This is a genomic window from Mycobacterium mantenii, assembly GCF_010731775.1.
GTDB lineage: Bacteria > Actinomycetota > Actinomycetes > Mycobacteriales > Mycobacteriaceae > Mycobacterium > Mycobacterium mantenii.
This window is the reverse complement of the sequence record NZ_AP022590.1, coordinates 2,459,524-2,485,522: the sequence shown is the minus strand read 5'-3', so window position 1 is coordinate 2,485,522 and position 25,999 is coordinate 2,459,524. Positions and strand designations below refer to the sequence as shown.

Sequence of the window (25,999 nt, the reverse complement as noted above, 5' to 3'; positions counted from 1 at the left end):
ATTGACCTCGCTAGCTGACGCGCTCGGCCGGATCCCGAAGGGCGGGCGCATCATTGCCGGTGTGTGCTGCGGCGGACCGACGTCGCTGTTGCGGGGCGTTGCGGAGCGCAGCTCCGGGAGCGGCTGGTCGCTGTGCACCGGATTGCTGCTCGACGACGGCGGCGTGTACGAGGCAGCCGGCTCGGGAGACCTTCGCCTTATGACATGGCACGTCGCGGCCGCTGGCCGCGGGCTGGTCGAGAACGGCCTGATCGACTACCTGCCGGTGCGGGCCTCGCAACTCGAAAAGTGCATCGCAACATGGGATCTCGACGCCGCGCTGGTGCGGGTCACACCACCCGACGCCGACGGCTGGTGCAGCGTCGGACCCTCCGCTGGTTTTGCCCACACAGCGATCAAGACGGCCAAACTGTGCATCGCCGAAGTCGACGAGGCACTTCCGCGCACCTTCGGCCAATCCAGGGTGCATCTCTCGGCTCTGGATGTCATGGTGCCGTCCACCACGCCAACTCCGTCGTATGGCTCGCCCGAACCTGACGCCGTCAACCGCGCCATCGCCCGGCACGTGCTGAGCCTGCTGCCAGAGCGCCCGGTGCTGCAGCTCGGCATCGGCGGTGTCACCGAAGCGCTCGTCGCTGCGCTGGGGGAAGAGGGTGTCGACAGGTTGCGGTTCGTCGGCATGGGCACCGACGCCATGGTCGACCTCTCCGAGCGCGGTCTGCTCGATCAGCCATGCGGCCGAGGTCAGGCAATCGAATCGCCGGATCTCGTTGGGACACAACGGCTGATGCGCTTTGCCCACGAGAACCCGGCGGTGGGTATCTACCCGTCCAGCGTGGCGCATTCGCCGCAGCGACTGGCCCGCCACGAACGGTTGGTGTCGGTGAACACCGCGGTCGAAATCGATCTGTCCGGACAGGTCAACAGCGAAGTCGTGGCCGGACGCCAAATCGCGGGAATCGGGGGTGCGATCGACTTCGTCGAAGCTGCCACCCACTCCCTGACGGGTTTGCGGATCATCGCTCTTCCGTCGACGGCTCTGGACGGACAGCGCTCGCGAATCGTGCCGAACCTCGAAGCGAGCGTGACCATTCCGCGCGGGATGGTCGACGTCGTGGTCACCGAACACGGGGTCGCGCAATTGGAGGGTAAGACGATCCGGCAGCGGGCCGAGGCGCTCATCGACGTCGCCGCGCCGCAATACAGACAAATGCTCGGTGATGCACTTGGCCAGGCAGTGGTGACATGAAGTAGGAGACGTGGTGGAGAATGACTGACTTTCGAGAATCTGAGATCCACAACGACATTCGGGAAGGCGTTCGGCTCGTCTGCGGCGACTTCCCGGATGCCTACTGGCGTGACCTCGACGAGCGGCACGAGTTCCCATGGGAGTTCTACAAAGCTCTCGCCGAAGGCGGCTGGGTGGGTATTGCCATACCCGAGGAGTACGGCGGAGGCGGTTGCGGAATCGCCGAAGCCTCGATCGTGCTCGAAGAGGTGGCTGCGTCCGGTGCTGCAATGAACGGGTGCAGCGCTATTCACCTGTCCATCTTCGGTATGAACCCGGTCGTGCGCTTCGGGAGCGAGCAGATGCGCAAGAAGTATCTGCCCGCCGTCGCCGCAGGCGATTTGCATGTCGCGTTCGGCGTAACCGAGCCCGACGCCGGCACCGATACCACCAAGATCCGCACCCGGGCCATTCGCGATGGCGATAACTACATCGTGCGCGGACAAAAGGTTTGGATGAGCAAGGCCCTGTACTGCCAGAAGACGCTGCTGCTGGTCCGGACTACTCCGCTCGAAGACGTCAAGAAGCGCACTGATGGCCTCACCCTGCTGTTGGCTGACCTCGAAGCCCCGGAGGTGCGGATCAAACCGATCCCCAAGGTCGGGCGCAACGCCGTCGTGTCGTGCGAGGTGACCTTCGACGATCACATCGTTCCTGTGCATGACCGCGTCGGCGAGGAGGGGCAGGGCTTCAAGTACTTACTGCATGGGCTGAATCCGGAGCGAATTCTGGTGGCAGCCGAAGCAATTGGCATCGGCCGAGCTGCAATCCGTCGTGCCGTCGAGTATGCGAACGAGCGTGTGGTCTACGGGGCGCCGATCGGTTCGAACCAGGGGATAGCGTTTCCCTTAGCGGAGGCGTACGCGCGCCTGCATGCTGCGGAGCTGGTCGTGCGGGAAGCCGCGTGGCGCTACGACAATGGGATGCACTGCGGCGAGCAGGCGAACATGGCGAAATGGCTTGCAGCCGACGCCGCCTACGCCGCGGCCGACCAAGCCGTGCAGACACATGGGGGGTTCGGTTACGCCCACGAATACGACGTCGCCCGGTACTGGCGGGAGGCGCGCCTGATGAGGATCGCCCCGGTGCCGCAAGAAATGATCTTGAACTACATCGCCGAGCACGTCCTCGGCCTGCCTCGGTCCTATGGTGTACGGGATTGACACCGGGTCCTTCGAAGCCGCGACTGGCATCATTCTGCGCGCGGCTACGCCATCGGCGTGCAGATGACCCCATCATGGGCGAACTCGCCAAGCATCTGCTGAATATCGGTTCATGCGCTCCCGCCACATACCGTGAAGTCACAGAAAAGTTGCCGCAGCGTCCGGGTAACCACCCCGTTGCCCGATTTGCCCCGTTCTGTGCGACGCGAATGAATAGGGTTTCAGCGTGATTGCTGGCAATGCTGCCTTTTGCTCCGAACTTTGCCGCGCGGCCGGACAGCAAAGGACACCGGCGTGATAAGCCTGGGGAGGTGGGTTGCGGACGGATTGCGTTTGGTCGGCAACACCGTGCAAGAGGTGCCGCTGGGCAACGAGCTGCTGCCGCTACTTGCCAACACCGAACGCGCTCTCGTTCGTACGATGCGCGAACACCTCGACTCCCTCGACCTGGCGCCGGCGGCTCAGCAACCTGCGGACGACCGGCCGCGTACACCCACTGAGCTGCTGCGAGCGTTGTTGGATCGCTCGATGTACACCAGACCCGACGATAGCCGCGATCTGCTCTACATGGATCTGCTCAGCGCGCTCGTCCCCGATGAGGCGCGCATTCTCGCGGCGTTGTCCGACGGGTCTGCCTATCCCGTCGTTCACATCGCCGAACCCGGAGCCGGCAACAACCCGGCATTCGTCCTGCAGAACGCGTCGACCATCGGGCGCTCGGCCGGCGTCTCGCTAAACCGTTACACACCGCTTTATCTCACCCGCATGCTCGGCCTCGGTTTAGCGCAAATCGGCCCCGAGGCTCCGGAACTCTACGACGACTACGAGATGCTGCTCACCGACCCGACGGTACGTGCCGCCTTGGGCCTTGCAAGGCGAGGTATACGGGCGGCCCGGGTGATCCGCCGGACGGTCCGTATGACCGATCTCGGGCAGGAACTGTGGGAGGCGATCACGTGAGGAACTTGTTGGAGCACGCGTTTTCCTACCCATTGTGGGTGTATATCTCGATTCCGCTCGGCGGCGCGCTGGTGGGCTGGGCGACGAAGATTCTCGCCCTGAAAATGATGTTTTACCCGGTCGAGTTCAAAGGGATCAAGCCCTACCTCGGCTGGCAGGGCCAGATCCCGAGGCGCGCGCCGAAAATGGCCGGCGTTGCTGTGGATTCGCTCACCGCGGACATTCTCCAGCCCGAGGAGTTGTTCGATCGAATCGATCCCGACGAACTCGTTGCCGAGCTCGGTGAACCACTGCGCGCCGCTGCCACGGAACTCGTCGACACCATGATGATGTCGTTTCAGGCAGAGCTTTGGCGGGCGACCCCCGACCAGGTGAAGGACTTGATCGTCGCCAGTGTGGAAGGCCGGATCCCGCCCGCCGCGCGTGACATGTTCGAGGAATTCCGCGGCCAGGTCGACCAGATCTTCGACATCAAGCACATGGTGGTCACCAACCTCGTCCGCGACAAGAAGACCCTGAACAACCTCTTCCAGGACATCGGGCGAAACGCCTTCAAGTTTTTGGTCAGGGCGGGGCTGTGGTTCGGTCTCTTTATCGGCGTCGTCCAAATGGTCGTGTTCGGCATTACCGGCTGGCATTTCGCGCTGCCGTTATTCGGTCTGCTGACTGGCGGGCTCACCGACTATGTCGCGCTGCAGATGATCTTCAGACCGCTGAAACGGCGCACCGTCTTGCCCGGCATCAAGTGGCAGGGCGTGTTCCAGGCCACCCGTGATGAGGTCATTCGGGGCTATTCTGCGCTGTTGGCCAGGGAGATCTTCACGCCCAAGGCCATCATGGAAAGCTTGCTCACGGGTCCGATGTCGGACAAATTCTTCGACGTCATCCAGAACGAGATAAGCCGCACCATCGACAAGCAACTGGGTTTCGGTGTCCGCATCATCAATGCCGTCGGCGGCCGACAGTACCAGCAGATGAAGCAACAGGTCGCTGACTCGATCGTCGAGCGGCTGCCCCAGACTTCTGCCTATATAGAGCAGTACGCTGCAGACCGGCTCGACCTGGAGAAGACCATGATCGAGAAGATGAGCCTGTTGGACGCGCAGTCTTTTGAGAACCTGCTGAGGCCGGCGTTCAAAGATGACGAGTGGATCATCGTCGTGGTCGGTGCAGCGCTCGGATTCTTGTTCGGCGAACTGCAGTCGCAGATGATTCTCCTGCTTGCTAAGTAGCGGCGTGGCGCTGCAACCGCTGGACTTGCACCCAAATCGGCTTGCAGCTCTCGTCCAGGTGACAGACCGACCGATTAAGTCAGCTGGCGGCTTCCGTCACTTTGCTCGAGTCCGACCAATAGCCTCGCGCGCGAAGGTCCTCGATGGTCACCTTGGCGGCCATGTGCAGGTGCTCCTCGGTCGCTTTGGCCGCCGCTTCCTCGTCGTGGCTTTCGATCGCCGCGAGGACACGCTCGCGGTACACCGTCTCCGTCGCGGGCCACCGAGGGGTGTTGAAGTAGAAGTCGTTCGGCAGCGCCAGCGCCAAGAACCGAAGCGTCAGGAGCAACCGGTCAGACGTTCCGATGCGGTTGATCCGGCGGTAGAAGTCGAAGCTCAGCGCCAGCCGCTTCGACGGGTCTTGCGTCGTAGTGCACTGATAGTGCAGTTCCTGCAGCTCACGCAACTGCGCTTCGCTGATCTGATTGGCCGCCCGTCGCGCGGTGAGTCCGAACAGAAGGCCTATCACCTCGAAGTGGTCCTCGATGTCCTGCTCAGTGAGCTTGACAACGAATGCGCCGCGCCGGGGGATCGACTCGACGAACCCCTTCGCGGTGAGTTCGATCAACGCCTCTCGGATCGGCAGCCGGCTAATGCCGAGAGCATCGGCGATCTGGTCCTGATCCACTTTGGCGCCCGGTCCAAGCCGCCAAGACACGACGCCGGCGCGAATGTACTCGGCTGCCATCTCTTTAAGGCTCTGGTGGCTCGGACGATCGCCGCTGGTGGCGTCGGCCGAAACCAGCCCTGGTTTCACGCTTGGAGCGTCACCATCTGTATCGGGCAACTGCGACGCCTTCCGGGAGGAGTACTACAAAGTCAACTGGGCTAACCTACTTGGGTAATCGGATATATCATATCTTAAGCCTCGCGGCCTGCCCGGTGACGGCTGCCGCGATCAAAAGACCGATTCTGGCAGACCGGCGTGGCCCCACTCGCCCATGCCGTTTCCCACACCGATACTGAAATGCTCGACGGAGAAGGTCTCAGGGTCGATAGTTCGGGCACCCCAACCAAGTTCGAACAGCCACCCGGAGGGGTTCTCGGCGTAGAACGAGAACATCCGGTCGTTGTTGTGCCGACCGAGTTGAACCTTCACATTGCCGTGCGACTGGCAGATGTCGAACGCCGAACCGACGTCGTCGATGCTCGTGTGTTCGAGCATCACGTGGTAGGTGCGGCGTCGGGGCTGCGGATTTCCGAAGAACGCCAGCGAGTGGTGCCGCGAGTTGCAGTACATGAACGACGCGAGCTGGCCGACGCCCGGGATGCTGGGTGCATCCGAGGTAGCGAAACCCATTGTGTCGCTATAGAACTTCTCGGCGGCCAACACGTCGGGCACGTAGGTGACGAAGTGGCCGAGGCCCTGCGCGCCGGTGACGAACCCCGAGATCGGCCGCGACGGACGGTACGACGGCTGGAAAGTCACCTCGGGTCCGTACGCTAATTCCATGCGCACTCCGGAGTGCGGGTCAGTGAAATGCACGAAGCCGAGCACGCGCCGCACCGCCGCTTCCTGTGGCTTGCCTTCGATGACGTTGACTCCCGCGGCGTCCAACCGGCCGGCAATGGCGTCCATCACGTCGGCATTGCGCACCTGCCACCCGACGTAGGAGACATCTTCGGGTTCGTTATCCGCCGGGTGGACGATGAACCGGTGGTGGCGCTCGTCCATGCGTAAGTAGAGGTTGCTGTTGTCGCTGTCAGGGGCGACCTCGTGCCCGAGCACCTCCTGGGCATACTTCGACCACACGTCGAGATCGTTCGCGTTGATGCCTACGTACGCCAGCTCATCGACTTTATGCACGCTGCCTTTTCCTTCCGTTGAACTCACGAAATTGCCCCGTCGCTAATGTCGGGCTTCAGCGACCTCCTGCGAGCCGACTTCTGAGTGGAACTACAGTATATTATCGACGCTTGCGGAAGGTTTGGTACTACCCGCTAGGGCCGGCTCAAGCTGTCGGCCCGGCCCGTCGTATCAGCTCGGTACCCTCCCGAATCAGTTGCAGTCCGCGCTCGATCGGGCTGCCAGGCCGGCGTGTTGGATCCAGGATCCCGTGCAGGATGACGTCGACGGTCAATCGGGTGGCGCCTTCGGGTGACATGTCGGCGGTGGCCGTGTAGTGGCCTTGGAGTCCGCTGAGCGCAGAAACGATGGTCAATGCCGTAGCGCGCTCGTCGTGCGCGCGAAGATGGCCGAGTGGGGCGCCTTCCTTCAGCGTCTGGACCAGCAATTCGAAGAACATCAAGCGGGAGTCACGTTCGCGGATGCGGGTGTCCTCGGGGAGCGCCGCTTCGTCGCGCAATGCGATGCGCACCCAGACAGGGTGCTCACTGATCAGGGTGCCAAGGCCGAGCATGAGCGCGGTGAGGCGCTCGACCGGGTCGCCATCAAGATCGCGCAATTCCTTGGTCATCAGGTCGCGCTGCTTGATCAACTGGTCGATACCGGCGGCCAGTATCTGTTCCCGATTGTTGAAGTAGTGGTAAAGGGAAGGGCGTGCCATCCCGAGCGCGTCCGCGATGTCCTGCAGGCTGGTTTGGTTGAAGCCTTTGCGGTCGAACAGATCCCCGGCGGTGTCCAGGATCGCCTGTTCCATCTTCCCGAAGCTCACGCCTCGCGGTTTCGCCATCTCGCGCCCTTTCCGACGCCACTTGACAGGAGTGTAAGCCTATCGCGGTTGAGCGGTGGATCCCTGGGGCGCGCGGCGCATGTGTACGGCGAAGGCCGCCATCACAGGGTTGCCGAGAGTGACGATGATTGTATATTATTTACGAGATCTAGTTCGCGATTGCAAGTGCGGGGCGCAGCGTGAACGGCCCAGGGAAGGATGGTCGTGCACGACCACGAATGCGATGTCGCCGTCATCGGCGGAGGTTTGGCGGGTGCCGCCGCAGCTCTTGCATTTTCCCGGGAGGGATGTTCGGTGCGACTGTTCGAACGTCGCGATCTCGCCCGTGATCCGAACCGGGGCGACATCCTGCACGAGCCGACTGTGCAGATCGTGCGGCAGCTTGGCATCCTCGATCTGCTCGAGGCCCGGGGTGCCGCAAGGTGGCGCGGCAGCAAGATCGTGGATTCGGCCGGTAGCTTCTCCGCATCTTCCGAGGTCCGCGAGGCCTGGCTGCTCAACCACGCCGAGATGGAGGCGGTCTTTCTCGAAGCAGCCGAGTCGGCCGGCACGGTGGTTCAGAGGGATCGGGTGCGGGCACTGGAGCATGGCGACGATTCGCGCCGCGGCGGCTGGCTCCTGGGCACCGACGATGGGGCCACCAGCGCCCGGTTGGTTGTCGGCGCAGACGGCGCAGAGTCCTTTACTCGCCAGGTGCTCGGAATCCCCCTCGAGGATGTGCACGCCTACGACAACTGGATTGTGGTGTTGCACAGCCCAACTCCGTCCTGGCTGGAGACCGATCACGTGTGGACTCTGCTGCATCCTGAGGGGACGGTGTGGATGCTGCCGACCACCCCGGTCGGACGTCATCGGGTCGTGCTCACGGTGCGCCGCGACGAAGCCAGAGAATGGATGGCATTGAGTGAGGCCGAGCTCGGCAGGCAGCTCGAGCGGCGCGATCCTGGGCTAGGTGAGCTCAAAATTAACAAGCGCGGCGGCTCGCACGTCTACCGCGTCAAGCGTCAGCACGCGCGAACCTATACAGGCCCGCGGGCCGCGCTGACGGGCGACGCCGTGCACACCATCCATCCGGTGGGTGGCCAGGGGCTTAACATCGCCATTCAGGATTCGGCCAAATTGGCCGAGCTGCTCGGTCCCGTTTTGCTGGACTCGGGTGCCTCCGAGCAGGCTTTCACCGACGCGTTCAGAGAGTACGAGCACATCCGGCGACCGATCAACACCGCCACCATGCAGGTGGCTCATATGGGCTCGCAGATCGCCGGCCCGGGCCGGGAGCCCTACGAGCGGGCAGTCGAGTTCTATAGCAAGGCGGCATCGGACCCGGAGTGGGTGCGACAGTACATGGCCGGCTTCGGCGGACGGCTGAGCTGACATGCACGGAGGCCACATCGGAATCATCGGCGCCGGCATCGGCGGCGTGACTACTGCCGTGTCGTTACAGCGAATCGGCATGCGGGTCTCGGTGTTCGAGCGCGCCCCCGAGATTCGCGAGGTGGGCGCTGGCATGGTCGTGGCGGGCCCTTCGATGCGGGCGCTGGACTTCCTGGACCTCGGCGACCGAGTCAGGGCAAAGGCCGGAAAGCGGCCATGCGGCTTCTTCCATATGAAGCACTATGCATCTGGGGCTACGGTTCAGGAGGCACGCGACGTCCCCGGGCAAGAGCTTGCCTACGCGCTCCATCGGGCCGACCTACACGGAGTTCTGATGGATGCGATGCTCGCCAACGATCCCGAATGCCTGCACCTTGGTTGCGAGTTCGCCGATTTCAGCCAGGACGACGATTCCGTGACGATTACGTTCGCCAACGGTAATTCGGCAACCGTGGACGGCCTCGTCGGTTGCGACGGGGTGGCCTCGGTGGTGCGGCCGGCGATGTTCGGACCCGAGCCGGTCGTCTACACCGGCATGGTGTCCTACCGGGGGCTGATCCCGGCGGCGCTTGTGACCGAAAGTGTGGCGAACGAGAACGGCAGCTTCTACGTCGGCCCCGATCAGATGTTCCTGCTCTATTTTGTGCGCGGGACCGAGTTCATGAACGTGGTGGCCCACGCCCGCCAGCCCGGTTGGGAGGAGGAAGGCTGGTCGATCCCCGCCGAACGGGCTTCGCTGCTCGGGCTGTACCACGACTACTGCGGCGTCGTTCACGAGGTCATCAACGCCATCCCGGAGGAGAACCTTTTCAAGTGGGCGTTGCGCGACCGGCCGACCCTCGACCAGTGGACGCTCGGGAGGGTGTCGCTGCTCGGCGATGCCGCGCACCCGCTACTGCCCTTCTTGGGTCAGGGCGGGAACATGGCCATCGAGGACGGCACGGTGATCGGCCGCTGCTTCGAGGCGGCCGACGGCGTCGAGGAGGCCTTTGCCCGCTACGAGGCCACTCGGAAGTTCCGCGCCAACGCCGTACAGATCATCTCCCGTCAGAAAGCCGAAGAGCTGATGGCGTTTGCCGATGAAGAAGCCCTGCCGTTCCGCAACACAGGCGGCCCGCCCGATTATGACCCGGGCACCGTTCCCCTTGCGACGAAGGAAGAATCCGTCAATCACGCACCGATCGAGGAGAGGCAGTAATGCTGACAGCCCAAGACTACAAAGGCGTTTACGGGATCTTGGCGACTCCCGCCAAGCGGGGTGCGGACCGATGGGACGCGACCGACACCGTCGATCTCGACGAAACCGCGCGCCTGACCGATCAAATGATCCAAGATGGCTGCGCCGGACTGCTGGCGCTGGGGACTACGGGCGAGTGTGCCACCCTGACCGAGGCTGAGTTCCAGGCCTTCACCGATTGCTTCTTGTCCACCGTCAACAAGAGGGTGCCCGCCTTCGTCGGTGCCACGACCCTCGGTACACACGACACCGTACGTCGGATGCGGTTCCTGACTGACCGTGGCGCCGACGGCACAATGCTGGGGCTGCCGATGTGGCAGGCGTGCACTGAGACACAGGCGGTCAAGTTTTACGCCTCGATCTCCCAGGCGTTCCCCGACACCGCGATCATGGTCTACGCCAACCAGTACGCGTTCCGCTTCGGCTTCCCGCCGTCGTTCTGGGGCCGGGTCGCGGAAGCTGCGCCGACGGTCACCAGCGCGAAATTCGCCAGCCCGGTCTCATATCTCGACTGTCTGGCAGCGGTGAACGGCAAGATCAACTTTTTGCCGATCGACATGATGGCGCTGGGTTTCGCGCAGCAGGCACCGGATGCTTTGACCGCGCTGTGGGCCACCGCCGCCAGCATGGGGCCGCAGCCGTGTGTGGCGCTGATGCAGGCGATCGAGGCGAAGGACCTGGACCGGGCCGGGGACATCGCCAAGGACATTTTCTGGGCGAACGAGACATTCATCCCGAACGGTGACTTCGAGGTGTTCTCGCAATTCAACCTCCAGCTCGAAAAGATCCGATTCAACGAGTCCGGGTACTGCAAGGCGGGCCCGATTCGTCCGCCCTACAACGATGTTCCGGAGGAGTATGCCGCCGGTGCCCGCGAGTGCGGCCGCCGCTGGGCCGAGCTGGTGAAGAAGTATTCGTCCGGCGCGAGCTGAAACAACCACGACAACAACGACTGGGAGTCAAACCGTGACCGCACCGCCCGACATGCCGAAGCTGCCCGATGACGAGAACGTCGTCTTCGACTTCCTCGGCAAGATCAACCCCGAGAACCTGCCGAGCATGGTCTTCAAGCTCTCCGAACTGCAGCAGTTCGACCAGGAAAAGCCCACGGTTGTCCTCGGGTATGCCGCCGGCCAGATCGGCGTGGTGGTGTGGAACCTGGAGCCGGGGCAGGAGAACGATTACCACATGCACCCGAGCACGGAGCACATACACATCATCATCGAGGGTGAGTGCGAGTACACGCTCGGCGATGAGCAACCCGTCATCACCCGGGCCGGCGACGCGATCATGGTCCCGGCCAAGGTCGCGCACGGAATCCGCAACATCAGTGACAAGCGCGCGTCCTACGTCGCGGTCACCAGCCCGGGGCCGTACGAGAAAATCCGCGTCGAGCGACCGGGCAAGTGAGTCGGGCATGGCGCAAGCTGTAGAGCCGCAGCAGCGGTTCCCGCTGATCACTGAAGATGCTCTCAACGCCCTGCGATCGCGCATCGGCCAGCAGTTCGAGCGGCCGGCCCCGCACGTCACCGAGGCCACCGCAGACTCGATCCGGCACTGGGCCCTCGGTATTGGCGACGACAACCCGCTCTGGCTCGACCCGGACTACGCACATAAAACTCGTTGGCGTGGTGTCACAGCACCGGGCACATTTCTCTACGCCTTTGACCGGGTGGTCAGCGGGTATGTCAGCGGCCTTCCCGGCATCCATGCGATGTTCGCCGGCACGGATTGGCAGTGGTACGCGCCGATCCGCCTCGGCGACCGAATCGAGGCGAAGCCAGTCCTGAGGGACCTGATCGAAATGCAGAGCACCTTTTCCGGGCGCTCGGTCAAGCAGACCTACCGGGTCAGCTTTGTCAACCAGGACGGCAAGCTGCTCTGCGAGGCCGACTCGTGGTGTATTCGCACCCAACGTGACGTCGCGCGCGAGCGCGCCACCCGGGAAGCGGTCAAGCCGAAGGTGTGGACGCCGGAAGAAATCGCCGAAATCGATCGGCATTATGCGCAACACCGGCGCCGTGGCGGGGTCACCCGATACTGGGAAGACGTGAGCGAAGGCGAGACGTTGCCAACAATGCTCAAAGGGCCCAGCACGGTCACTAGCTTCGTGTGTTTCACCCAGGGGTGGGGCAGCCTGTACGTGAAGGCGCACGGGCCGGCGTTCGAAATGTTCCGCAGTCACCCGGCATTGGGCATTCCCAACGACCTCGGGGTTCCTGAGCCGCCCGAGCGCGTGCACTGGGACAACGAACTGGCGCGTGCGGTCGGGGTACCAGCGGCTTACGACTATGGGCCGGAACGGATTTCGTGGCTCGGTCATCTGATGACCGACTGGATCGGTGACGACGGATTCCTCAACCGGCTCAACGTGCAGGTTCGACGGCACAACATCATCGGTGACTTGACGACATGCGGCGGGACCGTGACCCGTAAGTGGGTGGACGACGACGGGCACTTCGTCGAGGTCGCTGTGGTGGCCACAAACCAACGCGGAGAGCAGACAGCCGTCGGCACCGCGGTGGCCACACTACCGTGCAAGGGCGAATAGGTTTATCGAAATTGCCGCTTGGCTCATGGAGCGATCGCGTCGTGACGGGCGAGGTCAGCGGGCACCCGTGTCTGCTTTACGCCGACCGTGTTTCCTCGCTCGGTGCGGTGCTGGCGGAGTCGCAACGATGGTTCCACCGTGAGTACCTGATCCAGGGCGACCGTCGGGTCACGTTCCGCGATCACCAAGGCGCTGTGCAACGGGCAGCCCGTGGGCTGTGGCGGCTTGGCGTGCGCCCAGGCGACCGGGTCGGCCTCTTCGCGGCCAACAGTCCCGACTGGGTCGCGGTGTTTCACGGCGCCGTGACCATCGGTGCCGTCGCTGCCCCACTCAACGGCTGGTGGTCGGCCGACGATGCACGCCAGGCCTGCGACTTGATCTCGCCAGCCCTGGTGGTGGCCGACGACCGCTGCGCGCCGAAGCTGCCGGCGACGGTGCCAGTCGCCGACTTCGCCGACATCCTGTCAGGGCCCGCCGATTCGGGACTGGAGCTACCCGAGGTCACCGACGAGAACGCGCCGGCAATGGTCCTCTTCACCGCGGGCACTACCGGCTACCCCAAGGGCGCAGTTCTGTCCCACCGCGCTTTGATCGCGAACCTACAGACCCTGCTGGTGGTTTCGCGCAAGCTTCCCAACCAGATTCCTGATGACATCGAGCCGAGCGTGACGCTGGTCGGGCTGCCGCTGTTTCACATCGGCGCTATCCAGCTGTTGTTGGTGCCGTTGATGACCGGCAGCAAAGTTGTCTTCCTGGAGGGGAAATTCGACGCCGCGGCATTCCTGCGTCTGGTCGAATCTGAATCCGTGACAATGTTTTCCGGCGTCCCGACCATGATGGAGCGCACGCTGGGCCACCCCGATCTGGCGTGCCGCGACGTGTCCTCGCTACGCACGGTCGTGCTCGGCGGCTCGCCGGTGAGCCCTGAGTTGCTCGACCGTATCGCTACCGCCATGCCGAATACTCGGCGACGGCTGGGCCAGACCTACGGGCTGACCGAGGCAGGGGGTGTCGTCAGCACCGGCGTCGGGGCCGATATGGAGTCGCACCCAGGCTGCTCGGGTCGGCTAGCTCCTGTTGTCGAGGCGCGTGTAGCCGATCCCGGTGGCGACGGCACCGGCGAGCTGCTGGTGCGGTCTCCCGCGGGTATGGACGGCTACTGGGGCCTGCCAGGCGACCCGACGATCAGCGCCGACGGCTGGATTAGCACGGGTGACATCGGCAGGGTCGACGGGGACGGCTACGTCTACATCACCGGCCGGTCGAAGGAGATCATTATCCGCGGCGGGGAAAATGTCTCGGCGAGCGCCGTCGAAGCCGCGCTGGCCGGGCACCCCGCCATCGCTGAGGCGGCTGTCGTCGGGCTGCCCGACCCCGATCTCGGTGAAATCGTCGCTGCGGCGATCATTCTCGCTGACGATGCGGCGCCGTCCGTCGAAGAGCTCGATCGATGGGCCCGAGACAACCTGGCCCACTTCGCCGTTCCGGCTCGGTGGTGGATTCGTTCGGAACTGCCGACGAACGACGTCGGGAAGGTCCTCAAGCGCGAGCTGATCGCCGCGTGGCCCGAACGCCTGGGCGCCACTCAACCGCAGCGCTGATTCGAGCGCCTGATTTACCGGCACGCAGTCGTGCCCTCGTCGACACCAAGGTAGAATTTTCGTCGTATATGTTCAACGGGCTTACGGAGAGGCGCGATGTCGGTTTCAGACGTGCGGGAGGACGTGGCGCTGGCGGATGATGCCCGAGCGTGGATCGGCGCATTGGAACAGGTGCTGAGCACCGGCGTGCAGCGTTCCTTCGAGGAACTGTTTCTTGCCGACTCCTTCTGGCGCGACATGGTCTCCCTGACCTGGGACACCTGCCAGTTCTGGGGCCGGGACGCTATTTGGCGGGCGCTGTCTGAACACGCAGCATCGGCGGGATTCAGCAACCTGCGTCTCGACGACGAGCGCCCGGGCCCCAGAATCGCCGAATTTCTCGGAGAGCCGGTTGTCGAGCTCTTCTTCGCGTTCGACACCGCCGTCGGCACCGGAAAGGGATTCGCCCGACTCACCCCGGACACATCGGCCGACTTCGGCCTGCGGGCCTGGATGATTGCCACCGCTTTGGTCAAGCTCAACTGCGCGCCGGAACCCGTGACGCGGCATCCGAAGCTCGGGTTCGATCCCGCTTATCCGGGCCAGACCTGGGCCGAGTGGGCCGCGGCGAAGTCGGATTTCTCACGGCGCGATCCCGACGTTCTGATCATCGGCGGAAGCCATTCCGGTCTGAGCGTCGGCGCACGGTTCGAACGCAAGGGCGCCTCGTACCTCATCGTCGAGAAGAATAGGAAGCCGGGCGACACCTGGCGCAATCGGTACGAGTCTCTGGCCCTGCACACGCCGACGTGGATGAACGACCTGCCGTACATTCCGCTACCGGAAGGCTGGCCGATGTTCCTGCCGAAGGACCGCTGGGCCGATTGGCTGGATTGCTACGCCACGCTGATGAACCTCAACTTCTGGGGATCCACGGAAGCCCTGAACGCGTCGTTCGACGAGGCTGCCCGGGTATGGGAAGTGGCGCTGCGACTAGCCGACGGCTCGGTGCGGGTCATGCATCCCAAGCACCTTGTCCTGGCCGTCGGCGGCGCCGGCGGCAAGCCGAAAATTCCGGAGCTGCCCGGGTTGAATGAGTTCGCGGGTGAAGTCTTGCACTCCTCGGCTTTCAAGAGCGGCAACGCGTTTCAGGGCAAAAGGGTGATGGTCGTCGGCACGTCCACCACTGGTCACGACATCTGCCTCGATCTCTACCACAAAGGTGCGTTCCCGACGATGGCCCAGCGCGGCCCGGCCTGCGTCGTCAACATCGACGAAGTCGTGAAGTTCAGCGCCGATTACGGCACAGTGCCGGTGGACGAGGCCGACCAACGCCGCAGCTCGATGAGCCTGCCTCTTTTGCTCAAGCGCGCTAAGGCATACACCCTGACCACCGAAGCGTCGCACGCGGAATTGCACGTGGGACTCAGAAATGCCGGACAGAAGCTCACCATAGGCGATGACGAGACCGGTTGGACTATGAAGCTCTTCCGCGAGGTCCGGGGCTACTACCTGAACGTCGGAGCGTCGGAGGCGATCGTCGACGGCAACATCGCGATGCTCGATTTCGAGCGCATCGAACGATTCGTGCGCGATGGGGTCTTGCTGACCGATGGCAGGGTCGCGTTGTTCGACGCGGTCGTTCTGTGCACTGGCTACCACGACCTGTCCGAGGACATCGCGGCGCTACTCGGCGCGGAGGTGGCGCAGAAGGTCGGCCGCTGCATCGGCGTCGCCGAGGACGGCGAATACCGCACGATGAGCCGGCCCACTGCACAACCGCACCTATGGGTGATCAACGGCGGAATTGTCGATTCCCGCAAATCCAGCGACATCTTGGCGCTGCAGGTAATCGCGCAGATGGAAGGGCTGGTGCCAACCCTCGTGCGTCAGCCCGACGGCAGCGTCAAAGCACTGTGATGCCGGCAGCCTGTACTGCTCAGGCTGTGACCTGCTGTGACCTGCTGTGCTGCCTTCAGTGTGAGGTCGGCGGCGCGCTCGCGGAGACCTCCAATTTTCGAAAACCGGCGTCGACCGAAAAACGACTTGCAAGCTGGTGAATCAAAGTTATTTAACTTAGAATTCGGTGTTCACATCTGGCGTTGGAGGTCGGCGTGATTCATCGGGTAGCCGCATTCTCGACAGGCACCATCGGCAAGCTGGCCATTCGGACGATATCCAGGCGGGCAGATCTTGAACTGGTCGGCTTGTGGGTTCACAGTCCCGAAAAGGTGGGCCAGGACGCCGGTGTCCTTGCCGGGATCGATCCGGTCGGTATCACCGCGACAAACGACATCGACGAACTGCTTGCTTTGGAGCCGGACTGTATCTGCTTCTCCGCAGCTGACCCGAACCGGGATGCAGTGGTTCCGACACTGGTCCGCATCCTCGAGAGCGGCATCAATGTTGTCGCGGTCTCTATTCCGGCACTGGTGTATCCCCCCGGCTACCGGTCCGACCTTCGGGCCCAGTTGCAAGCTGCGGCCGAACACGGCGGCGCAACCTTGTACGTGTCGGGGATCGAGCCCGGGTTCGCCGGCGACCATCTGCCGCTGACCCTCTTGACGATGAGCGACACAATCCGCTCGGTGCGGGCGCAGGAAATGCTCCGCTACGACACGTATCCGGTCAGGTACGTCATGTTCGAAGGCATGGGATTCGGGATGCCGATGGACTACAAGCCGCTCGCTTCCGCATCGGGGGTAAACACGATCACCTGGGGGCCGCTGCTACGCATGATCGCCGACCGCCTGGAAGTGGAGATAGATGCGATTCGGGAGACCTACGACAAAGTCGTGACGCCCCGGACGCTTGAGGTCGCCGCCGGGACGATCGAGGCCGGCACGGTAGGGGCGGTTCGCTTCGAGACCATTGCCGTCGTGGGCGGCCGGGACGCCATCGTGATCGAGCACGTTAACCGCATGGCCGGCGATCTGGCGCCCGAATGGCCGTCGGCGGATCGCGACGGGGTATACCGGGTGATGATCGAGGGCAATCCGGACCTCAAGTGTGAACTAACGGTCGGCCGGCCCGATACGGCGTGCGACGACACCCTGGTGGCGACCACCATGCGCATCGTGAATGCCATCCCGTTCGTGTGCGACGCGCCTGCCGGCCTGGTCAGCTCGCTCGACCTGCCGCTCACCACACCCCGGTGTTCATTCGTCTGAGGTCCACAGGAGGTCCGATGCTTGCGGGGAAAAAGATCTTGGTGACCGGTGCGACAGGCACGATCGCTCGTCCTATAGCTGAGCATCTGGTCCATGACAATGAGGTGTGGTGCGCCGGCCGGTTCAGCGACCCAAATGCCAAACGGCAACTGGAAGCTCAGGGGGTCAGGACCTGCTTCTGGGACATGGGCACCGGTGACTTCTCGGCCGTGCCCTACGACTTCACCCACGTCCTTCACTCGGCTCTGCAAATCGGACCGAGTCTCGAGGAACACGACCGGGCGATCACGTTCAACGCCGAAGGCGCCGCCTTGCTGATGCAGCACTGCTGCCGGGCGGAGGCATTTGTCCACGTGTCGACGTTCTGCGTGTACAAGACCCACAGCGACCACCCCCGCCACCTGTATTCAGAAACCGATGCACTCGGGGTCGACATGACCTTCTCGGCCAGCTATCCCGTCAGCAAGATTGCTGCGGAAGGCGCGGTCCGAGCGGCGTCCCGGTTGCTCGACCTGCCCACAACGATCGCCCGCATGAATATCGGTTACAGCTGGACCGGCGGAACTGGCGGGCTCCCGGTCAGCTATTACAAGCGCATGGCGGCAGGGGACACCATCCCGCTACCGATCGGCCACGACGACCTGTGCTCGCCGATCGGGGCCCAAGACATCGCGGTTCAAAGCCACGCCCTCTTCGAGGTCGCTTCGACGCCGGCGACGATCGTGAACTGGGCAGGCAACGATGCGGTTTCCACCCGGGAGATGTGTGAGTACATCGCCGGTGTGGCCGGCCTCGAGCCGAAGTTCGCGCCGAGCGAGATCCGGTTCGACAAGCGGGCTTCGGACAACGCCCGGCGCAATGAGCTGATCGGAAAGTGTTCGGTGCACTGGAAGGACGGGATACCTGAGACTCTCGAGCGGCGTCTCGGAATCGCGATCAAATGAGGGTGCTTGACGCGGCAACACAACGGCCGCCTCAAACCGCTGTGACGCCGGCGACCTGTGCCCTCACGCGGGTGTTTGCTGCGTCGTCTTCTTCAGGATCAGGTCGGCGGCGCGTTCGGCGACCATGATCACCGGCGCGTTGGTGTTGCCGCTGGTGATCCGCGGGAACACCGAAGCGTCGACAACCCGCAATCCGTCGATCCCACGCACCCGCAGCTCGGGATCCACCACCGCGCCGTCGTCGGACCCCATCCGGCATGTCCCTACCGGGTGATAAGGCCGGAATGCGTGGCGTCGCAAAAACTCCGCCCACTGCTCGTCAGTCTCCACGTCGTCACCGGGAAGTTCCTCCACAACCTGACGAGCCTTCATCACCGGGGTCCGGAAGATCTCCCGCGCCTGGCGGCACGCGGCGATCAGCGCTTGCATGTCATCCCCGCCCACCAGTGAGTGCTCGATGAGTGGCCCAGCCGATGGATCGCTCGAGGCCAGGCGAACGGTGCCCCGGCCCGTGGGGTGAACGAAACTCGGATAGAGCATCACCCGATTGCCGACGATCTTCACGTTGTGGATGTCGTGCGTGTCCTCTTGGCCCTCGAGGGATTTGAATTCCATGCCAACCGGCATCAGGATAATTTCAGTCTCGGTGGGGCGCTCGCCGGTGATCGGCGCGAACACGATCGCCGCCCCGCCAGACATCGTCAAGGCGCCGCCGCCACGCCGAAGAAACTCCCAGCCGTGCCGGATCGCGCGCAGGGGCCGCAGCTCTTCGCGCAGTGTGCCGGCGCGCGTGTGGTACCGCATCAAAGCGTAGGCGTGCTCCTGCAAATTGGTCCCGACTGCGGGCTGGTCAAGGTGAACGTCGATGCCGAGCGCTTGCAGATGGTCGGCCGGCCCGACGCCCGACAACATGAGCAGCTTCGGCGAGGTGAGCGAACCCGCGCTGACAATCACTTCAGAGGCGGCACGCACCTCGAGCCGGCGCCCGCGGTGCTCGTACTCCACTCCCGTTGCGCGTGTCCCTTCGATGCACACCCGGGTAACGAACGCACCGGTACGGATCGTCAGGTTCGGGCGCTTGCGGGCCGGCACCAGATACGCCCGGGCGGTGTTGCACCGAAAGCCGCGCCGCTGGTTCACCTGGGCGACGGAGACGCCCTGCTGGCGCTCGCCGTTGTAGTCGGGATTCGGCGTGTGACCCGCTGCTTCGGCTGCTTGCAGGAAGTCATCGAGGGCCTCGACCCGCATCTTGACCTTGGTCACGCTCATCGGACCACGGCCGCCGCGATAGGGGCTCGGCCCGTCGGCGAACGTCTCGGCGCGCTCGAAGTACGGCAGCACGTCGTCGTAGCCCCACCCAGGGCAGCCCAGCTCGCGCCACTCGTCGAAGTCGGAGCGCTCTCCGCGGACCCAGCACATCATGTTGATCGAGCTTCCGCCGCCGAGCACTCGTCCTGCCGACCAATCGTCAGGCAGCCCGTTACGGGACGGGTCGGGCGCGCCGGCGAAACGCCAGTCGAATTTGGTGGGCATGAATGCCAAGGCGGCCGGGATGCGAATCAGCGGGTGGCCGTCCCATCCGCCGGCCTCGAGCAGCAGCACACTTTTGGACGGGTCCGCGGACAACCGGTTCGCGAGGACACACCCGGCCGACCCTCCGCCGACGATGACGTAATCCCAGTGGGTGGCGTCGTGACTGCGCGACATCATCGTTCCGCGGTGGCTAGGAAAGTCGTGCGAACCACGTTGCCGTCGCAACCCACCGGGCGCCTCCTCGTGTCGCACGTCGCAGCAATACAGCTGCAGACGCTCGACTGAGCCGTGACAATCTGTATATAGTAGTTCATATCATGTTCGTAGAGCCTCGACAATCAGTCCGCTGCGCCGCGCGTTCGGCCCGAACGAAAGGCATCTATGACGAACTACGTCCCTGAGCCGGGTCATGAGCGATTCATCGCCGATCGCGCTTCAGCGATGAACCCCGCCGATCCGCCATCACTGGTGTTTTCGATGTCGACCTATCAGGAGTTCGACTCGCAGTCGCCGACCGCGGTGCTGGCGTCCGCGACGACCGATCTTGGCCTGATTATGTGGAACCTGTCGCCCGGCCAGGAAAACGACTACCACGTTCATCCCAAGACCGAGCACCTGCACATCATCGTGGAGGGCGAGGTCGAATACACGCTCGGCGACTTTCCCGCCAGGACGATGAAGGTCGGTGAGGCAGTGCTGGTGCCAGCCGGAATCCCGCACGGAATTCGCAACGTCTCCGATGCACCGGCCTCCTACCTGGCCGTAGCCGGCATGACATCCGGCGACTACGAGAAAATACGCCTCGACCGCCCACAGCCGACGAAAATGACCGACTGACAGGCCCATTGGGCCACACGCTCACCCTAGGAGCAAGCATGACAGTGGAGTCGGCGGCACCGACCCTCGAAACGATCGATTTGAGCCTCGAGGACTTCACCAACGGCTTCCCGCACGACGTCTTCACCGTCTTGCGTGAGCAGGCGCCGGTGTGGCGTCATCCAGAGACGGCGGGCGCCAAGGAAAAGCTCGGCGGCGGATCGTTCTGGGTTGTGTCGACCCACGAAGAGATCAAGACAGTGAGCGCCGACCACACGACGTACCGCTCCTTCGAGGGCCCCACCATCCCGGACTGGGATCACAACGCGCGCGGGATGATGCTCATCACGATGGACCCGCCCGACCACACCCGCCTGCGCAAGCTGGTGAACAAGGGGTTCACGGCACGGATGACTGCGATGCTTGAAGACCAGGCGCGGTCGTGGGCGGTCAACATCATCGACCGCGCACTCGAATCAGGTGAGTGCAACTTCGTCGACGAGGTCGCCTACAAGCTGCCGATGCACATGATCGCCGACATCGTGGGCATCCCCGAGGCGGATCGCGACTCGCTGTTCAGTGTGGCACTGGCGGCCATCGAGGCTCAGAGCACCCAGCTACCCCAAGAAGTGCAGCAGGCACGCATGGCTGAGTTGTTCGCCTACGCTCACCAACTCGCGGACCGCAAGCGGCAGTCACCAGCCGACGACGTGTGGACCAAGCTCACCACGGCCGAGGTCGAGCAACCCGACGGTTCCACAACCCAGCTCAATGAGTTCGAACTCGACCTGTTCTTCATGGTGCTCACCATTGCCGGCAGCGAAACCACTCGCGACTCAATCTCCGCCGGACTGCTGGCCTTGCTCCAAAACCCCGACCAGATGGAGCTTTTGCGGACCGACCCGTCGGTGATGAGCACGGCTGTGGACGAGATTGTCCGCTGGGGGTCGCCTGTCGTCGTCTTCCGGCGGACCGCAACCAAGGACACTGTCCTGCATGGCGTCGAAATCAAAGCGGGTGAACGGGTTGCGCTGTTCTACCCGTCGGCCAATCGCGACGCCAAGGTGTTCGCGGATCCGTTCCGCTTCAATGTCACCCGTAACCCTAACCCGCACCTCGGTTTCGGCGGGCACGGCGTGCACTACTGCCTAGGCGCCAACCTGGCGCGGCGTGAGATCCGGGTCATGTTCGAAGAGCTGCTGGCACGCACGAAAGACATTGAGCTTCTCGGCGAGCCCACCTACCGGGTCGGGCACGTCGACATCATGACGCCGTGTGGAGTGAGCAACCTTCCGGTACGCCTCACGCCGCGCTGAACCCGCAACCGCGATTCTCTAGGAATTGGATTAATATGCTGCCGACCCGGCTGGGCCTGATCGTGCCGAGTTCCAACACGACGATGGAAACCGAACTCCCCGAGATGTTTGCGCGACGTGCGCAGATGATTCCGGAGGAACGCTTTACGTTTCATTCCAGCCGTATGCGGATGCTGGAGGTTACCGCCGACGCGCTAGCGCAGATGGACCGCGATAGCAACGGGTGCGCCGTCTCGCTCGCCGATGCCCAGTGCGACGCGATGGCCTACGCGTGCTTGGTGGCGATCATGTCGCAAGGGCCCGGCGCACATGTCGGGGCCGAAGGCCGACTGACCGACGTCGCGCGTGAGCAGGGTTGCAACGCGCCCGTTGTCTCCAGCGCGGGAGCGTTGGTGCGTGGCCTCGATGCCCTTGGCGCGCAGCGGATATCGATGATCACTCCCTACGTCCCGGAACTGACGCAGAAGGTCCGCGAGTACATCGAGCAGGCCGGCGTTGAAGTGGTGGACGTCGTGAGCCTCGGTGTTGCAGACAATTGCGCGGTCGGGCGTCTCGATCCCACCGATCTCCCGGCGCGCGCCGCCCGGCTGAATCGGAGCAACTGCGACGCCGTTGTACTGTCGGCGTGCGTGCAGATGCCTTCGCTTGCGGCGATTCCCGAAGCGGAGGCGCGCCTGGACCTTCCGGTGCTTTCCGCGGCGACCGCGACCACCTACGACCTGCTGACCGTGTTAGGGCGTTCGACAGTGGTCCCGAACGCCGGTTACCTGTTGAGCAAAAGCTTCGCGGGCTGAGACGCCGTGGCAAACGATCGTGTCGTCCTTGTCACCGGTGGCGCCAGAGGCATCGGAGCCGCAATCGCAGGGCGCTTCGCTTCCGACGGTTCGCGCGTCGTCGCGGTGGATCTGCAGGAGCCGGAGGACGCCGACCCTCGAATCCGCTACGAGACCGCCGACGTCTCGGCCGCCGACGACGTGGAATCGTTGTTCGACCGCGTCGGGTCTGCATACGGGCACATCGACGTGCTGGTCAACAATGCCGGAATTTGGTTTCGGCGTCCCTTCAAAGAGATTACGGTCGACGAGTGGGACCGGGTGCTCTCCGTGAACTTGCGCAGTGTCTTCCTGTGCACCCGGGCGGTATTGCCTCTGATGGAGGCCGCTGGCGGTGGGGCGATCGTGAACATCGGTTCGCAGGCCGGCGTAACCGTAACGCGGGGGCAGGGCGCGCACTACCACGCTTCGAAGGCCGCCGTCTCGCACATGACCAAGGCTTTAGCCGTCGAGTTCGGGCCACTCGGCATCCGAGTCAACTGTCTGGCGCCAGGACAGACGTTTCCCGACCCATCGTTTCTGCCGCCGCAGATCCTCGATCAGATCCCATTGGGGCGTGGCGGCGTACCCGATGAAGTTGCGAACGTGTGCGCGTTTCTCGCATCGCCGGATGCGTCCTACATCACCGGACAGACGCTGCTCGTCAATGGGGGCGCGGTGGCGTTGCTGTAACAACGAGGATTCCCAAGCGGAGCAAACCGCCCGTGAACTTAGGATATTAAATATTCGTCAGGCACCGGTCAGACAGCAGCACCACGGGGTGACACCCCACCCCGTGGGGACCGGAAGGTCTACCCGGTGAGACCCATTAACGGGCACCCGATCAATCCCTGATCGACGAAAACAGCCCAGCGGCGCGGGCGAGACCGCGACGAGAAATTCGTCGTGCGACCTTCGGGACAATTCGTTTCCATCACCGCGCAGTCGCCTACGGCAGCTGGAATGCGCGTGTATCGAATTCGTACGCATGTATCGTAGAGTGGCTACGGCGATAAGGGTCAGTTGCTCTGGGCGCCCGGCGAACAGGTGTGTGAGAAGGCAACGCGGTTCAGCGGCCAGATCGCTCGGTTCGGAGGCGAACAACCCGCGGCCGGGAAGCGCGGAAGTGGGTAGAGGGTCTTCCGGGTGAGCGGCGCGGCAGAAATGATCAGGGTCGCGACACCTGGCCCTGACTTCAAAGGAGACACGTGCAGTTATGACAGGCCGCAACCGAGTCGACGACGAGGGGTCAACCCGTGCTGTGCTGGTGAAGAGCACCGAGCGGATCATGCTGGAAGACGGATACGCGGCAGTCACCTACCGCAATGTCGCGGCCAAGGCGGGTGTTTCGCTGGGAGCGGTTCAATACCACTTTCCGTCGCTGGACGATCTGTTCCTCGCGGTAGTTCGCGAATACGCAGAGCGGACTATAGAAACGATGGTTTCGGAATTGCGCACCAATCCCGACGATGTGCTTCGCATCCTCTGGGACTCCAGCGGCGACGAGATCTCCACAGGCCTGCTGATGGAATTCTTGGCACTCGTGAACCATCGCAAGAGCATCCAAATGGAGATTGCGCAGTTCGCGGAGAAGTACCGCAAGGTCCAGCTGGACGCATTGACTGAGCACTGGGAGAAGCTTGGGCTTTCTGATCGGGACCTATCACCTGCCGCCATTGCGTTTCTCCTGACCTGCCTGCCCAGGTGGATGCGGCTGGAGGCTTCGTTCACGATGGCGAGCGAGGGACACGCAGAGGTCCGCGAGCTGGTTGGGCAGTATCTGGAGCGCGCACAGCCCACTGCGGACAACTTGGGTGGTCGAAGCCGCACGCCAGGGCGTAGTCGGCGTGGGCTCTTGAGCGACTTCTCGAGCAAGGGCCACCATTCGATGCCATCGCCGACCGGTTCGGAAGCGTATCCGGCCGCGGCGTTGGATGCAGCGATGCATGCTTTGCAAAAGCGTGCATCGTTGTCCGCTAAAGCCCTTGTGCATTACACTCGTATGGTTCGAGCAGCATGGGCGCAGCGTGACGGCGGAGGGGCAACGGGCCGTCACTGACCTTCCGGCCTGGCGTCCAGCCGCTATCTCGGCCGGACGATTGGGGACGGTATGGAGCTTCGGTTCGACGGGCGGGTCGCCGTCATCACCGGCGCCGGTCGCGGTATCGGGCGTGCTCACGCGCTTCTACTCGCGTCACGGGGGGCCCAGGTGGTGGTCGCCGACATTGGCTGTCAGATCGACGGGAGTGGTTCATCGACGCAACCCGCGGAGGACGTCGTTCGAGAGATTCAAGCCACGGGCGGCCAGGCCGTGACGTGCTACGCCTCGGTGACCGACGAGGCGGGTGCCGCGTCGATTGTCGCCACCGCGCTCGAGGCGTTTGGCAGGCTCGACATCGTGATCAACAACGCGGGGATCTTCGGGCCCGCCCCGTTCGAGACAATTACGACCGAGCAGTTCCGCGCGATGATCGACGTCCATTTCTTCGGCACATTGTTCGTCACTCGGGCGGCATGGCCACACCTCGTCGCCGCTGGTTACGGACGAATCGTCAACACCACCTCAGAGACCATGCTGGGCACCCCTCTGGTGGCGAGCTACGGTGCCGCCAAAGCAGCGATTTTCGGGCTCTCGCGCAACGCCGCGGTCGAGGGGGTCGAGCATGGCATCAAAGTGAATTGTTTAGCCCCGCGCGCAGCCACCCGAATGGGTGACGCTCTGAGTGAGAAAATCGATCACCCTGCTGAGATACTCGAGCAGATGAAGGCTGCGATGCCGCCGGAGATCAACGCGCCCGCGGCCGCATTCCTGGCGCACGAGTCGTGCCCGTTCAACGGGGAGACGTTGTTCGTCTCGCCAGGCCGGGTGGCGCGTTTGGCGGTCGTATTGACGGAGGGCCTGAGCAAGGACGTCATAACGGCAGAGGATATCGCCGAGAACATCGATCAGATCATGGACACCGCGAACGCCCCCGTAATCGGCCTCAACGAAATGCCATAGGCCAGACGTTGCCACTTGTACGTGTCGAGCCGTTGGGCTCAGATATCGATGTGCGGCCAGGGGAGGCGGTGGCGGAGGCCGCCTGGCGACTCGGATACCACTGGCCGACAACCTGCTTCGGCCAGGCGAATTGTATGCAGTGTCGCGTGCGCGTCATCGCCGGCGAGCAGTCCGTCGTGCCTGCCGACGACGAGGAAACCGAGGCGATGCGGACGTGGCTACCGGCGCCGGCGCGCAAACCGGGTGTCCGACTCGGTTGCCGGCTCACGGTTGTCGCAGACGGAGTGACCGTTGAGAAATTGGGCGTGCGCCCACCGCAAATCCTCTGACGCACGCGCTGTGTCCCGACC

At 63.6% G+C, this 25,999-nt stretch carries 24 protein-coding genes; 20 read left to right on the top strand and 4 right to left on the bottom strand.

Going from position 1 to position 25,999, the window contains the following annotated elements; all coding sequences use genetic code 11:
* The first annotated feature begins 1 nt into the window (after position 1).
* From G6N50_RS11195 to G6N50_RS11180, 4 genes are all read left to right on the top strand, one after another.
* Positions 2 to 1,249, top strand: a complete 1,248-nt coding sequence (locus G6N50_RS11195; protein ID WP_083095993.1) for an acetyl-CoA hydrolase/transferase family protein — start codon at positions 2 to 4, stop codon at positions 1,247 to 1,249.
* 20 nt (positions 1,250 to 1,269) lie between these two features.
* Positions 1,270 to 2,451 (top strand): acyl-CoA dehydrogenase family protein, encoded by a 1,182-nt coding sequence (locus G6N50_RS11190; RefSeq protein WP_083095991.1) that lies wholly within the window; start codon positions 1,270 to 1,272, stop codon positions 2,449 to 2,451.
* Positions 2,452 to 2,784: 333 nt separating this feature from the next.
* A complete protein-coding gene (locus G6N50_RS11185; protein ID WP_083095988.1) occupies positions 2,785 to 3,411 on the top strand; it encodes an Abi-alpha family protein in 627 nt (208 codons plus the stop codon).
* 38 nt (positions 3,412 to 3,449) lie between these two features.
* Complete coding sequence (locus G6N50_RS11180; protein ID WP_142275600.1) at positions 3,450 to 4,643, top strand: DUF445 domain-containing protein; 1,194 nt, start codon at positions 3,450 to 3,452, stop codon at positions 4,641 to 4,643.
* 79 nt (positions 4,644 to 4,722) lie between these two features.
* Here the strand turns inward: G6N50_RS11180 and G6N50_RS11175 are convergent, their stop codons facing one another.
* The 3 genes from G6N50_RS11175 to G6N50_RS11165 all read right to left on the bottom strand — a co-directional run bounded on the left by G6N50_RS11175 (position 4,723) and on the right by G6N50_RS11165 (position 7,282).
* On the bottom strand, positions 4,723 to 5,370 hold the full coding sequence (locus G6N50_RS11175; RefSeq protein ID WP_083095984.1) for a GntR family transcriptional regulator: 648 nt from the start codon (positions 5,368 to 5,370) through the stop codon (positions 4,723 to 4,725).
* 210 nt (positions 5,371 to 5,580) lie between these two features.
* The gene (locus tag G6N50_RS11170) at positions 5,581 to 6,489 is read right to left on the bottom strand and encodes a VOC family protein (RefSeq protein WP_083095982.1); all 909 of its coding nucleotides are present in this window, start codon (positions 6,487 to 6,489) and stop codon (positions 5,581 to 5,583) included.
* A 145-nt stretch (positions 6,490 to 6,634) separates the two neighbouring features.
* Positions 6,635 to 7,282, bottom strand: coding sequence for a TetR/AcrR family transcriptional regulator (locus G6N50_RS11165; RefSeq protein ID WP_158086080.1), 648 nt, complete (start codon positions 7,280 to 7,282; stop codon positions 6,635 to 6,637).
* A gap of 237 nt (positions 7,283 to 7,519) precedes the next feature.
* Between G6N50_RS11165 and G6N50_RS11160 the strand changes: the two genes are divergently transcribed.
* From G6N50_RS11160 to G6N50_RS11120, 9 genes are all read left to right on the top strand, one after another.
* On the top strand, positions 7,520 to 8,689 hold the full coding sequence (locus G6N50_RS11160; RefSeq protein ID WP_158086079.1) for an FAD-dependent monooxygenase: 1,170 nt from the start codon (positions 7,520 to 7,522) through the stop codon (positions 8,687 to 8,689).
* Position 8,690: 1 nt separating this feature from the next.
* A complete protein-coding gene (locus tag G6N50_RS11155) occupies positions 8,691 to 9,887 on the top strand; it encodes an FAD-dependent monooxygenase (protein WP_083095975.1) in 1,197 nt (398 codons plus the stop codon).
* Positions 9,887 to 10,858: a dihydrodipicolinate synthase family protein gene (locus G6N50_RS11150; protein ID WP_083095973.1), complete on the top strand. Its 972-nt coding sequence runs from the start codon at positions 9,887 to 9,889 to the stop codon at positions 10,856 to 10,858. The genes G6N50_RS11155 and G6N50_RS11150 overlap by 1 nt, the downstream gene beginning before the upstream one ends.
* A 34-nt stretch (positions 10,859 to 10,892) precedes the next feature.
* The gene (locus tag G6N50_RS11145) at positions 10,893 to 11,336 is read left to right on the top strand and encodes a cupin domain-containing protein (protein ID WP_083095971.1); all 444 of its coding nucleotides are present in this window, start codon (positions 10,893 to 10,895) and stop codon (positions 11,334 to 11,336) included.
* Positions 11,337 to 11,343: 7 nt separating this feature from the next.
* The gene (locus tag G6N50_RS11140) at positions 11,344 to 12,477 is read left to right on the top strand and encodes an FAS1-like dehydratase domain-containing protein (protein ID WP_083095969.1); all 1,134 of its coding nucleotides are present in this window, start codon (positions 11,344 to 11,346) and stop codon (positions 12,475 to 12,477) included.
* Positions 12,478 to 12,518: 41 nt separating this feature from the next.
* A complete protein-coding gene (locus G6N50_RS11135; protein ID WP_158086077.1) occupies positions 12,519 to 14,078 on the top strand; it encodes a class I adenylate-forming enzyme family protein in 1,560 nt (519 codons plus the stop codon).
* A gap of 96 nt (positions 14,079 to 14,174) precedes the next feature.
* Positions 14,175 to 15,977 carry a flavin-containing monooxygenase gene (locus tag G6N50_RS11130; RefSeq protein WP_083095964.1) on the top strand — a complete coding sequence of 601 codons (1,803 nt, stop codon included), beginning with the start codon at positions 14,175 to 14,177 and terminating at the stop codon, positions 15,975 to 15,977.
* Positions 15,978 to 16,159: 182 nt separating this feature from the next.
* A complete protein-coding gene (locus tag G6N50_RS11125; RefSeq protein WP_232068943.1) occupies positions 16,160 to 17,227 on the top strand; it encodes an NAD(P)H-dependent amine dehydrogenase family protein in 1,068 nt (355 codons plus the stop codon).
* A 17-nt stretch (positions 17,228 to 17,244) separates the two neighbouring features.
* The gene (locus G6N50_RS11120) at positions 17,245 to 18,171 is read left to right on the top strand and encodes an NAD-dependent epimerase/dehydratase family protein (RefSeq protein ID WP_083095962.1); all 927 of its coding nucleotides are present in this window, start codon (positions 17,245 to 17,247) and stop codon (positions 18,169 to 18,171) included.
* A 63-nt stretch (positions 18,172 to 18,234) separates the two neighbouring features.
* Here the strand turns inward: G6N50_RS11120 and G6N50_RS11115 are convergent, their stop codons facing one another.
* Positions 18,235 to 19,881, bottom strand: a complete 1,647-nt coding sequence (locus G6N50_RS11115) for a GMC family oxidoreductase (RefSeq protein ID WP_083095959.1) — start codon at positions 19,879 to 19,881, stop codon at positions 18,235 to 18,237.
* Positions 19,882 to 20,085: 204 nt separating this feature from the next.
* Between G6N50_RS11115 and G6N50_RS11110 the strand changes: the two genes are divergently transcribed.
* From G6N50_RS11110 to G6N50_RS30090, 7 genes are all read left to right on the top strand, one after another.
* Positions 20,086 to 20,541 carry a cupin domain-containing protein gene (locus tag G6N50_RS11110; RefSeq protein WP_083095957.1) on the top strand — a complete coding sequence of 152 codons (456 nt, stop codon included), beginning with the start codon at positions 20,086 to 20,088 and terminating at the stop codon, positions 20,539 to 20,541.
* A 38-nt stretch (positions 20,542 to 20,579) separates the two neighbouring features.
* Positions 20,580 to 21,836 carry a cytochrome P450 gene (locus tag G6N50_RS11105; RefSeq protein WP_083095955.1) on the top strand — a complete coding sequence of 419 codons (1,257 nt, stop codon included), beginning with the start codon at positions 20,580 to 20,582 and terminating at the stop codon, positions 21,834 to 21,836.
* Between the two features lie 35 nt (positions 21,837 to 21,871).
* The gene (locus tag G6N50_RS11100) at positions 21,872 to 22,630 is read left to right on the top strand and encodes a maleate cis-trans isomerase family protein (RefSeq protein ID WP_083095953.1); all 759 of its coding nucleotides are present in this window, start codon (positions 21,872 to 21,874) and stop codon (positions 22,628 to 22,630) included.
* Between the two features lie 6 nt (positions 22,631 to 22,636).
* Entirely contained in the window at positions 22,637 to 23,341 is a 705-nt protein-coding gene (locus G6N50_RS11095) for an SDR family NAD(P)-dependent oxidoreductase (protein ID WP_083095951.1), read from the top strand.
* Positions 23,342 to 23,864: 523 nt separating this feature from the next.
* A complete protein-coding gene (locus G6N50_RS11090; RefSeq protein WP_083095949.1) occupies positions 23,865 to 24,707 on the top strand; it encodes a TetR/AcrR family transcriptional regulator in 843 nt (280 codons plus the stop codon).
* A gap of 51 nt (positions 24,708 to 24,758) precedes the next feature.
* Positions 24,759 to 25,649, top strand: coding sequence for an SDR family NAD(P)-dependent oxidoreductase (locus tag G6N50_RS11085; protein WP_083095947.1), 891 nt, complete (start codon positions 24,759 to 24,761; stop codon positions 25,647 to 25,649).
* Positions 25,650 to 25,657: 8 nt separating this feature from the next.
* Entirely contained in the window at positions 25,658 to 25,978 is a 321-nt protein-coding gene (locus G6N50_RS30090; RefSeq protein ID WP_197748067.1) for a 2Fe-2S iron-sulfur cluster-binding protein, read from the top strand.
* Positions 25,979 to 25,999 lie beyond the last annotated feature (21 nt).